At 31.8% G+C, this 9,826-nt stretch carries 12 protein-coding genes and 1 pseudogene; 6 read left to right on the top strand and 7 right to left on the bottom strand.

Annotated features, from left to right (window positions below):
• A pseudogene (locus ABH961_RS29920) lies at positions 1-332 on the bottom strand (cytoplasmic protein); the annotation flags it as partial.
• 58 nt (positions 333-390) lie between these two features.
• On the opposite strand from ABH961_RS29920, the gene ABH961_RS29915 reads away from it, so the two are divergent.
• The 4 genes from ABH961_RS29915 to ABH961_RS29900 all read left to right on the top strand — a co-directional run bounded on the left by ABH961_RS29915 (position 391) and on the right by ABH961_RS29900 (position 3,898).
• Positions 391-774: a DUF1433 domain-containing protein gene (locus tag ABH961_RS29915; protein ID WP_098080578.1), complete on the top strand. Its 384-nt coding sequence runs from the start codon at positions 391-393 to the stop codon at positions 772-774.
• 133 nt (positions 775-907) lie between these two features.
• Positions 908-1,204 carry a WXG100 family type VII secretion target gene (locus tag ABH961_RS29910; protein ID WP_000918596.1) on the top strand — a complete coding sequence of 99 codons (297 nt, stop codon included), beginning with the start codon at positions 908-910 and terminating at the stop codon, positions 1,202-1,204.
• A gap of 541 nt (positions 1,205-1,745) precedes the next feature.
• Positions 1,746-2,981 carry a plasmid recombination protein gene (locus ABH961_RS29905; RefSeq protein ID WP_098080424.1) on the top strand — a complete coding sequence of 412 codons (1,236 nt, stop codon included), beginning with the start codon at positions 1,746-1,748 and terminating at the stop codon, positions 2,979-2,981.
• Positions 2,982-3,244: 263 nt separating this feature from the next.
• On the top strand, positions 3,245-3,898 hold the full coding sequence (locus ABH961_RS29900; RefSeq protein WP_000170176.1) for a hypothetical protein: 654 nt from the start codon (positions 3,245-3,247) through the stop codon (positions 3,896-3,898).
• A gap of 515 nt (positions 3,899-4,413) precedes the next feature.
• Here ABH961_RS29900 and ABH961_RS29895 read toward each other — a convergent pair.
• Both ABH961_RS29895 and ABH961_RS29890 read right to left on the bottom strand, forming a co-directional pair.
• Positions 4,414-5,043 (bottom strand): hypothetical protein, encoded by a 630-nt coding sequence (locus tag ABH961_RS29895; protein ID WP_098080422.1) that lies wholly within the window; start codon positions 5,041-5,043, stop codon positions 4,414-4,416.
• 201 nt (positions 5,044-5,244) lie between these two features.
• Positions 5,245-5,502: a hypothetical protein gene (locus ABH961_RS29890; protein ID WP_001114056.1), complete on the bottom strand. Its 258-nt coding sequence runs from the start codon at positions 5,500-5,502 to the stop codon at positions 5,245-5,247.
• Between the two features lie 851 nt (positions 5,503-6,353).
• On the opposite strand from ABH961_RS29890, the gene ABH961_RS29885 reads away from it, so the two are divergent.
• Entirely contained in the window at positions 6,354-6,914 is a 561-nt protein-coding gene (locus ABH961_RS29885) for a helix-turn-helix domain-containing protein (protein ID WP_098080420.1), read from the top strand.
• A gap of 90 nt (positions 6,915-7,004) precedes the next feature.
• Here ABH961_RS29885 and ABH961_RS29880 read toward each other — a convergent pair whose 3' ends face one another.
• Both ABH961_RS29880 and ABH961_RS29875 read right to left on the bottom strand, forming a co-directional pair.
• Positions 7,005-7,331 (bottom strand): hypothetical protein, encoded by a 327-nt coding sequence (locus tag ABH961_RS29880; protein WP_098642917.1) that lies wholly within the window; start codon positions 7,329-7,331, stop codon positions 7,005-7,007.
• A gap of 292 nt (positions 7,332-7,623) precedes the next feature.
• Positions 7,624-8,274, bottom strand: coding sequence for a DUF3967 domain-containing protein (locus ABH961_RS29875; RefSeq protein WP_098643040.1), 651 nt, complete (start codon positions 8,272-8,274; stop codon positions 7,624-7,626).
• A 223-nt stretch (positions 8,275-8,497) separates the two neighbouring features.
• On the opposite strand from ABH961_RS29875, the gene ABH961_RS29870 reads away from it, so the two are divergent.
• The gene (locus tag ABH961_RS29870) at positions 8,498-8,692 is read left to right on the top strand and encodes a hypothetical protein (protein WP_002169591.1); all 195 of its coding nucleotides are present in this window, start codon (positions 8,498-8,500) and stop codon (positions 8,690-8,692) included.
• Positions 8,693-8,963: 271 nt separating this feature from the next.
• Here the strand turns inward: ABH961_RS29870 and ABH961_RS29865 are convergent, their stop codons facing one another.
• Together ABH961_RS29865 and ABH961_RS29860 are read right to left on the bottom strand one after the other, a co-directional pair.
• Positions 8,964-9,071 (bottom strand): YjcZ family sporulation protein, encoded by a 108-nt coding sequence (locus ABH961_RS29865; RefSeq protein WP_000505685.1) that lies wholly within the window; start codon positions 9,069-9,071, stop codon positions 8,964-8,966.
• Positions 9,072-9,390: 319 nt separating this feature from the next.
• Complete coding sequence (locus ABH961_RS29860; RefSeq protein ID WP_404520645.1) at positions 9,391-9,783, bottom strand: hypothetical protein; 393 nt, start codon at positions 9,781-9,783, stop codon at positions 9,391-9,393.
• Between the last annotated feature and the right edge of the window lie 43 nt (positions 9,784-9,826).

Below are 9,826 nucleotides of genomic sequence, written 5' to 3'. Positions count from 1 at the left end.
TTAGAATGTGTTTTAATTCCAAACGTAATCTGATCGATATCTGTTTCGAAATCTGCTAATTGGTTAGGCTCTGTCCCACGAAATGCTAGGATTATATCATCATAATGTGTTGCATTTTCTTTGTAATCTTTTTTCGGTACTACTGCAATAGCTTCTAATCCATTTTTTACTTTTTGACAATCTGCATTAATTGATTCTATAACTACCCATTTCTTACCATCGACCCCTTTTATTTCCGCTCCTTTGTGTAAAGAATCATCGTCATAAACGTTACTTGATAACTCGAAATAATCTTCATCTGTCGCAATTGGATTTTTTTTGAATTCACTCATATGTTTCAACTCGTTTCATGGTATATTTTAACTATATTCAAATACAAGGGGATTTTAAATGAAAAAGAAATTGGTAATTATTTTATCCATTATTTGTATTATAGCAGGAGGATATTTTACTATGGAATACTTAAAACAAAAAGAAGAAGAGGAAAAGTTTTGGAAAGTACAAGAAGTACGAGTAGAAAAGTATATTCGTTATAATATTCAGGATATAAAATCTATCACATTTACAGAACATAAAGTAAATCCAATGGGTATTCCTTATATAAAAGGATATATAAATGATGATAAGGAATTGTGGTTTAATGCTAGTATAAGTACTACAGAAAACTTTGAAGATAAATTCTCGCGTTCTGGAGAACTTGGAAAACTAATAAAAGACCCTGAAAAATCAGTATCTGAAATTGAAAAAGAAGAGAAGGAAAAGAAACAAGAGTAGTCTTTGCGATTACTCTTGTTTCTTATTATAGAAAAATAAAATATTTGAAAGTTTTTAACAATGGATTATAATATATTTAGTAAAATTAACCAAATGCGTATTTTACTCATTATGTACTAAAGGGGAGATAAAAATGGCAGGACAAATTCGTATGTCACCAGAGGAGCTTAAATCGAAAGCGACTCGATATGGACAAGGTGCAAATCAAATTGAGGACATTTTACGTCAACTACAAAACTTACAAAATGAATTAAGAGGAGAATGGGAAGGCCGTGCATTTGAAGGTTTTGACCAACAGTTCAATGAATTAAAGCCAAAAGTACAAAACTTTGCACAGCTATTACAAGAAATTAATATGCAGCTTAATAAAACTGCAGAGGCTGTTGCTTCTCATGATGAAGAATTATCACGTAATTTCGGTTTGAAATAAGAAATGTTGTCATTTTTACATAAAATTCTTGGAAAATGATAGAAAGTAGACTAGTATTCAAAAGTTTACTTTCAATAAAATGAAAAGAGTCCTATTAATTTAGGACTCTTTTCATTTTAGGGTAATAAAGGGAGTAAAGTGATCAGTAGTAGAGGTCGTTGCATGTGTTGGTCAATCAAAACGGACCTAGCGAAGCGAAGGGAGTATTTGACTTGACCAACTAGACTACACCCCGAACCCTCTTGGTATTGAACAAACCACTGTTTGTTCCTGCCAACCGGCGAGGGAGCCCCTCAAGGATTGAGGGGTTGGGGAGTTCGATTGATGGGGTCAAGGGGAAGTGTTCCCCTTGTAGGTTCGGACAAAGTCCGAGAGTTTTGCCATGTTAGACATGGCTCGGCGAAGTCGAAAAGCGTCGCAGACCCCTATCAATTTTGATGCGTTAGCGTCAAAATACGTATAGGGTTACGTCAATTGACACAATTTCGTCGCTTTGCTAGACTAATTGTATCAATTGATCTAGAGAAAGTGGTGGCACTTTATGTTGTTTTCTATCTCATTTAATCAATCTCACCAAAGTTCATTAAGTCATAATAACAGAGAAAACATTCATGGGAATCCTGGCATAGATCCATCCAGGTTAGAAGAGAATATCTACTTTGTTCAAAAGGATATCCGAAGTGTATACAAGGATGTCTTTCAAGATGCAGTAGATAAATATAATGAGAAACAAAAACGCAATGATCGCAAAATTAAGGATTATTATGACAAGATAAAAAAAGATACAAAGACACATGAGCAACGAGAATTGGTTGTAGCGGTTGGAGAGGGTAAAGATGACCCAAAGTATAGGGAAGCTAAAAAAGAAGCGTTAAAACGGTACGCGGAGGCGTTTCAAGGGCGAAATCCAAATCTAACAGTCTATAACATGGTATTACATGATGATGAAGCAAATCCGCATTTACATATTAACTATGTCCCGAACTTCGAAAGTAGTCGAGGATTAACGAGGCGTGTCGGAATGGATAGAGCCTTGCAACAACAAGGCGTACAAGGAAAAGGGACGGAGCTAATTGCGGATTGGAGACAATTAGAAACGGCTTATATTGAATCTTTGGCTAAAGAACAAATTCCAAATTTTGAACGTGCCAATGTGGGTTCCCATAAATATATGAAAGTCCGTCAATACAAAGAATATGCTGAAGCAGTTTCTAATATAGAGAATCAATTTACCGAGATAAGCAAGAGATTACCTAATAATAAAATTACGTTAAAGACCAAAAAGAAAGAGATCAAGACAGAGGTAAAACCAAAATTAATTGGCAAACCTGAAATCATTGAAAAAGAGACAGGCAATTATGTTTTTTCTCCAAAGCAACTCGAAAAAGTAGAAGAATTGATAACTGCGGCAGTCACTGTAAAAAAAGATTATGAGCGTTTGCAGAATACGGATTTAGTAAAAGAAAATAGGGAATTGAATCGTCAAGTTGATAGTTTGTATGATTCTTTAAAAGAATTCCAAAAGATAAATTTAGAGTTGAAAGAGGAAAATAGAAAATTAAATACTGAAATAGGCTCGTTAAAAACTTATATAAAGGATTTGAAGGAGAATATAAGAGTTTTGTATCAACAGACGAAAAAAGCTTTTAAAGAGAAATTTAAGGTGTTTAGAGGGATTATTAAAAATGAATTGGATAGCAAGGGAATAGATAATCAATTTGAACGTGAATATAAGAGGGAAATAAGTAGACATCGAGATTTTGATAGAGAAAGGTAGATAGAAATGATAATGAGTGAAAATATTGAATTGCATGAGTTTGAAGAAAAAGAGGATTGAATGTTTTGTTTCCATAAAGGTTTGGAAGGAATTAACAAGGTGTTTCATGTTATCATAGAGAAAGACATATAAAACGAGAAAAACCGCCCAAGCTTTGGACGGCAAGGCGGTTTTTCGTACTAAGGTTGGAATCAACCAATATATTCTATATACATTCTAACATATAAAAGTTGATTCCTTCCACTGAGGGAGAGAATTATTTTATGACAAAAGTTGTTGATTTTGGACAAGCTGAAAAAAAAGCGAAAATAAGAGATAGTAAAATTGATAGTATTTATGATCAGTTGCAAGCCGGTGGTTACTCAGAGGAAGAAAAAGTTATGCTCTTGCAGTTATTAAGTAAAACAACTGGTGGAGATGAGTATTTCATAGGGAAAAAGAAAAAACCTACAGATCGGGTGAGGTTTGTGCAGCTAATTATGGATAACGTTAATTATTTGACTGAAATTGAGTATTTGAGTAGCAAGGAAGAAGCATTTTTATTTAAACTTGCTCCATATGTGGAATTTAAAACTAACGTTATTATTGAAAAAATTAATAAGGACAATGTAGATACAACTACTCCAGCATCACCTACATATTTAGCTGAACGTTTTAAAATGGCAAGAAAAAATGTTTCTTTAACGATGAATGGTTTATTTAAAAAAGGGGTTTTAGGAGTTGCAGCAGCAGGAGTAACAACAGAAGATGGTCGTGCATGCACAAGTCGTACATGGTTTGTAAATCCTAATATTATGTGTTGTAGTCCTAAAGACGGAATAGATAAAGCAACTCAACATATTTTTAGAAATTCATTAAGGAACTTTAAAATTGATGAGTCTAAGAAAAAATATAAATTACCAATCTATTTATTTTAGATGTCAAATTCTCATTGACATCTTTTTTTTATTATGTTTTTCCTTTTATTAGGTGTTACTTTTTCGTAACACCTGTGTTACGAAAAAGTAACACCTAATACGCTATAAACCCTTGGTATTACTCATTTTTTTTATTTTCCCTATCTCACTCTTATATATATAGCTAAAAGTTCCGCAAGGAACGGGTAGTATTTTTGAGAAAATCACTCAAAAATCTCCACCCTTAATATCAAAAAGTAAAAGCGTTAGCTTTTACTTTTTGATATTGTCCTTGCGGAACTTTTTTCGGCTCGTGTGCTTTTCTCGCCAAGCCGACAGACAAAAAGCAAAGTAATGGTTATCGACTTGGACTAGCAAGTATACGAGCCGAATCGCTTAGAATAATCGCTCGAAAATAGTTCTTATTTTATATGTTGATACGTTTAGTACGTGGGGTTTCGGCCCCACACGACGAGCCAGCACTCTAGCCAAAAAGCAAATTTGAAACCTTAAAATAGATACATTTACCTTTTGTTTTAATTTATTTGATCTGTATTATTTTGTTGAAGAAAATTTCCTATATCACTAATTGCTTGAATAGATTTAATTTTAATATTGATTTTATTTGGAGATTGTATAAGTTTATTAGTTGAATTGTCTTTTATTTGTACATTTGGGCCTATAATAGTAACTGCATTTTTATTGAAATTCATTATAAAACCTTTAATATGAATTTGTTCTAAAAATATTATGATGGGTAAATGAATTAATTGATAATCATGTAAAAGTTTTTGTATTTCATTTGTATTTTTTGTATTATCTCTAGATGTATTCATTTGATGTTTAGATATTGATTGTGAACTATTTGGTTTTATTTTAAACCTTTGTGATTTGGGTTGAGAAGTGTGAGGATTTGGTAATTTTAGCAAGACAGTAGAAACTTTTTGTACTTTTGGTGAAGTATTAGCTGATTTTAATGAAGGTGTAGAATTTTTTTGTGGTTTTAATGGGGTATTGGCTGGTTTTGTTACAACTGTAGGATTTTTTTGTGATTTTGATGGAGTATTGGTAGGTTTTGTTGAGGTATGAAAAGGAATAGGATTTATATTAAACAATCTAAATTTAGGTCGGTTATTATTTTTTTGATTTGAACAAAACTGACACACCTAAACACCTCCTAGTAAAGGGTTGTATTATATAGTAAACATATTATGTAAAAGAGTGATAATAAACAGGATAATAGACAAGCCAAATTATTTTTTATATAAATGATCTTTAAAATGATATCTTAGACTGATTTATACTAATTAAGATTTAAAAAATGCAATGGGTATTTATAATCCCATTGCATTTTTTGACTTTATTTATTACGCTCCTTGGTCATCACTAACTGATAAAATTGAACTGATTTTAACACTAATTTGGTTTGGATTTTCAAGGTCTTCACCATTAGCATTACTTTCTACTTCAACTTCATCTCCATTACCACGAAGAGTAACAAATTCTTCTCCAATTCGAGTGATAAGACCCTCTACATGGAATGATGGTAAAAATAATACAACTCTTGCTCCAACTAATTGAAATGCACGTAACAAAGCACGGATTTCATCATGATGTTCTGGCATTTATATCATCCTTTCCTATAAATTAAAAAAGTAGAAAAAGAGTTTTTTAAAACTAACTCTCTAACTACTTCTCAAGATAGGATATGTTGGAAAGTGGTTATTGTAATAGACGACTGGGTAATTAAGTTTTAATGTTTTATTAGGGTTTAATTGTCTTTATAGTAAAAAATGCTTAAAGGGTTATTAGTCTTTAAGATTTTAGTTGTTTTAGTGTTTTAAGTAGTGGGTTATGGTTTTTTGGCTAATTTTTAGATTGTAGATTAATAAAAATTATAGAAAAATCGTTATGAATAAATATTTAGAGTAAGCTAATATAATGTTCTATGATTGGTAGCAAATATTTGGATAGAATTTTCATTTTTACTAGGTATTTTGTTTCTATGTTTATTTGTCTCTTATAAAATCTTCTATAAAACCCTGATATTACTGACTTTCTTTATTTTTCTCTTCTCACTCGCTATATAAGAACTAAAAGTTCCGTAAGGAACAGGTAGTATTTTTGAGTAAACACCACTCAAAAATCTCTACTTTGTCCGCTTTGCGCCCTCCTTGCAAAACTTTTTTCGACGGGTTTTTAGCTTTCCTGAAGCCGAACAGACCAAAAACGGGGTTAAGTTGCTCGACTTCGATCAGCAATTATACCCGCCGAACCGCTAGTTTTATCGATTTAAATAATAAGCTTATTCCATATTCAGTTACGTTAAGTTCCTAGGGGCTAGCACTCATACCCAAAAACAGAGGGAAATAGCATGATAAAACATTTTTACATCTTAAAATCACGTTATTATAAAGAAATTTGGTAGTCTTTAATTAGCCTTTAACTTAACCTCAAACTTAAGGGAGATGTATAAATGAATATCGGTAAACAGATACAATATTTTCGTAAATGGGATAATATGTCCCAAGAGAAGTTAGCAGAAAAAATCCATGTTTCCAGACAATCTATTTCTAACTGGGAAAATGAAAGGAACTATCCAGATATTCATAATTTACTAATGATGAGTATTCTCTTTAACGTCTCCCTGGATGATTTAGTTAAAGGAGATGTAAAGATCATGAAAGAAAAACTTCAAAAATCAACTTTCTTTAAGTGGAGTTACATCATGTTAGCATCAATGATTATACTTCCTATTTCTATTGCACCTGTATTTTACTTTTTTGGTTATTATGGTCTTATAATACCTTTTGTACTTACGATTTTGCTTATGTTTTCATCACTGAAAGTTGAAAACATAAAAAAAGAGCATAATTTAAAAACTTATCGTCAAATAGTTGATTTTATAGAGGGGAAACCTATTAGTGAGGTAAAGCCTAATATAAAAGATAAATTATTAAAAATAGGTTTAATGCTTGCAAGTGCTTTAATTAGTTATAGTTTAATTTATTTAGGATTGAGTGTATTTGGAAGATAACTTAGAAAACTATTAAAAGTCCTCCGGATTGTTTAACTGGAGGACTTTTGTGTTTACATAATTCCCGTTAGCGGAAGTCATTTAAAAAGTTTATGTGTCGATTTTTTCTTTGCCCTTACGGATAAACCACCATATTAAAGCTACAAATAGCACGAAAAGCGGTATTATTTGAATAAAGAAAAATCCTTTCCAAAAATAAAGTGGATTATTATATGTAAATTCTGTTGATGCCTCATGTGTATAAGAAACAAACGAACCTACCAAATAAGCCATTGGAATTGTAATTAGATTTATCCCTAGAAAGATCATTATCAATGATAAGTTTTTATCTTTAATTTTTGGTGAACCAGACTTGATAAATAAAAATGTTGCAGTACTAAATATAAGAAAAAGTGGTATTACATAAAAAATTCCCATAATATCCCTCCGTGATTTTGATTGTACCATCAGGAAAGACAACGTTGTACAAATTTGGATGAATAACATATACATGCTCGGTTAACATAACGTCCTATTATCGGTAGCAAGGAAAACGGACAAACCTTTGATGCAATTAGGTTTGTCCGTTTTCTTTTTGTATCGTGCTATGCATGATTTTATACATGGTAGAGATAATGGGGTTTTTTAGGCTTACGGATGTTCTGTATTAGTACAAAAATCTGTATAGAATTCTGTATAAAAAAAGCCTTGCTTATATGCAAGGCTTTTTTTATTTCCAGAATTTCCACCAATGTTGTTTATTTTCTATAGTAGGAGCAACTAGTTGTTTAGTCTCTTGAATAGATCGTATGTTATGTAATAGTTGCGCATCTCTTTCTTGCAACAATTGTTCATGGTGTTTTTGATATATTTGTATATCGTCTTTCAATGTTTGAAATTCTTCTTGAGTTCGTCGTAGTTCTTCTTTCATGGATTGAAGTTCTTTTGTTATTTCTTCGCGTTCCTCACGCAACAATTCACGTAACAAATTAGTGTTGTTTTCGCGTTCCAATATTTCTTTATCTCTCGTAATAAGCAAAGATTGGGAATTCATTGGATCATGGGACGTTCCACTCGTGTTCCAATTTTCATTATTTATGGTTATTGCTATGGTTTTGGCAGCATCAGCCTTGTTATATCCGGCATCTTTCATAAGTGTTTGAAATTGTTTCAAAGCTTTTATATCTTTTGAAGTAAAGGTTCGATACTCGCGATTACTTTTAGGATCACGAACTTTTATAAAGATGTATTCATGTTTTTCTAACTCTAAACACCATTTACGTAAATAGCTTTCGCTAATATTTAACATTTCTGCTACTTCTTTGGTTAGGAAAGCCGGGAGTGGCTCAGATTGCATACTATTCCGCGTTCCATCAGACATCGTTCCTCACGCTCCTCTTAATGTTCCAATTGACGTCCCTAAAGTTACATTATACATGATAAAACGAAACACCTTTGAAATGTGAAATTTGTCGGTAATATCGGCTAAGGGCAAAATACCTTATTATTTTAAAATGCAAAACATAGACTAGTAAACAAGCTGTTTTTAACTTTTAATCATAGAATATGAGGAATTCTATTGTTAAGAGGAGGTAATCATATTTATGGGATGTAATTGTAATCTCAGACATTGCAGAGATTGTAATAGATTTTGGGATGATTTAATGTTTTGCAGACGCAGACATAGAGATTGTGATGATCGTCGTTGTAGACGTGACCGCGACTGCGATTGTGATGAATGTCGTCGCAGACGTAATCATGATCATGACCGTGATCATGATGATCGTCGGGATTGGTAAATTTCTTTCAATGAGTGTGTTTCTTCACAGCACTCTTTTTTTATTTTTATAAAAATATGGATTTGGTAGTGTATTTATTTTAATAATTGTATTGTTTATTTTTTAAATTAACTAAAATGTACATCAAAAAAAGATATAGTACTCTAGTTCCTGTTGGTTTGCTATGAATAAGTGGTGTTATGGTAACTTTGGTTGTGTAGAGAATATATATTGGGTGTTTTTGCCCATAAAGAAAAGACACTCTTATAAGAGTGTCTTTTCTGATAGTTTTTTAGCAGAAGCAAGAAGCTCCAACGATTATTAATAAAATAAATAATACAACTAATAAAGCAAATCCTCCAGCAAAACCGTGGCCGCCACAACTACCACCAAAGCCCATGATAATTCCTCCTTTTGATAAGAGGGGAAAACAAGGGGTGTCACTCATGTATTTTAACGGATTCACTTTACTTTATGTTTTTATGTATTAATTGAGCAGGTCCTTTTGAAAGTAAAGAAGATATTGATTTATGATTTAATATCTTCTTTATTTATAGCGTTTTGAATGTATACTTTTGTTGTGTATTTTGAGGATATCAGCGGATTCGGTGGTAAGTCAATGATTAAGGGGAAATGAATGTAAACTAATATTCAAAAGTTTACTTTCAGGAATAACAAAAAAAGAGTCCTGTATTAAGAGGACTTTTTTTCTATTTCCCTTATTTTTTTCCGCAACTGTTTGCCAAGTGAACATGCTCATTAAAAATTTTGTTGTTAATTTGTTTTTCATATTTTTTTAATGTTTCATTTATTTTACTACCAGTTTTACTTTCGAAACTTTTCTCTAGTTCTGATGCTATATCTCTTGTATTTGTTTGTAAATCGTGAAATACCCCTATGTTTTTTTGAAGAGCATATGTATCTTCTTTTATAATATCTATTGATTTAAACTCTACCTCTGTTTTTAACATCATACGCTGCATTTCTTTTTCAATTTGTTTTTTAGCAGCTTGTAATTCATCAACAACCTGATTTGCTAAATCTCCTGCAGCTCCTGCAGCATTTTCGATTTGTTTTTCTATCTTTTTAATTTCTCCCATAAAATCGATCATATAATTATCCCCTTATTTAATTTGAAAATTTGATGCTAATTGG

It is taken from the genome of Bacillus sp. RC251, from assembly GCF_044908765.1.
Lineage (GTDB): Bacteria > Bacillota > Bacilli > Bacillales > Bacillaceae_G > Bacillus_A > Bacillus_A wiedmannii.
The sequence above is the reverse complement of the archived record's forward strand: the minus strand, read 5'-3'. Positions and strand labels throughout refer to the sequence as shown.

Bases quoted from the DNA above. Each gene is read 5' to 3' on its own strand.
- ABH961_RS29910 (WP_000918596.1), top strand. From the start codon at position 908: ATGGCAGGACAAATTCGTATGTCACCAGAGGAGCTTAAATCGAAAGCG.
- ABH961_RS29890 (WP_001114056.1), bottom strand. From the start codon at position 5,502: ATGCCAGAACATCATGATGAAATCCGTGCTTTGTTACGTGCATTTCAA.
- ABH961_RS29860 (WP_404520645.1), bottom strand. From the start codon at position 9,783: ATGATCGATTTTATGGGAGAAATTAAAAAGATAGAAAAACAAATCGAA.
- ABH961_RS29885 (WP_098080420.1), top strand. From the start codon at position 6,354: ATGAATATCGGTAAACAGATACAATATTTTCGTAAATGGGATAATATG.
- ABH961_RS29905 (WP_098080424.1), top strand. From the start codon at position 1,746: ATGTTGTTTTCTATCTCATTTAATCAATCTCACCAAAGTTCATTAAGT.
- ABH961_RS29900 (WP_000170176.1), top strand. From the start codon at position 3,245: ATGACAAAAGTTGTTGATTTTGGACAAGCTGAAAAAAAAGCGAAAATA.
- ABH961_RS29870 (WP_002169591.1), top strand. From the start codon at position 8,498: ATGGGATGTAATTGTAATCTCAGACATTGCAGAGATTGTAATAGATTT.
- ABH961_RS29915 (WP_098080578.1), top strand. From the start codon at position 391: ATGAAAAAGAAATTGGTAATTATTTTATCCATTATTTGTATTATAGCA.
- ABH961_RS29865 (WP_000505685.1), bottom strand. From the start codon at position 9,071: ATGGGCTTTGGTGGTAGTTGTGGCGGCCACGGTTTTGCTGGAGGATTT.
- ABH961_RS29880 (WP_098642917.1), bottom strand. From the start codon at position 7,331: ATGGGAATTTTTTATGTAATACCACTTTTTCTTATATTTAGTACTGCA.
- ABH961_RS29875 (WP_098643040.1), bottom strand. From the start codon at position 8,274: ATGTCTGATGGAACGCGGAATAGTATGCAATCTGAGCCACTCCCGGCT.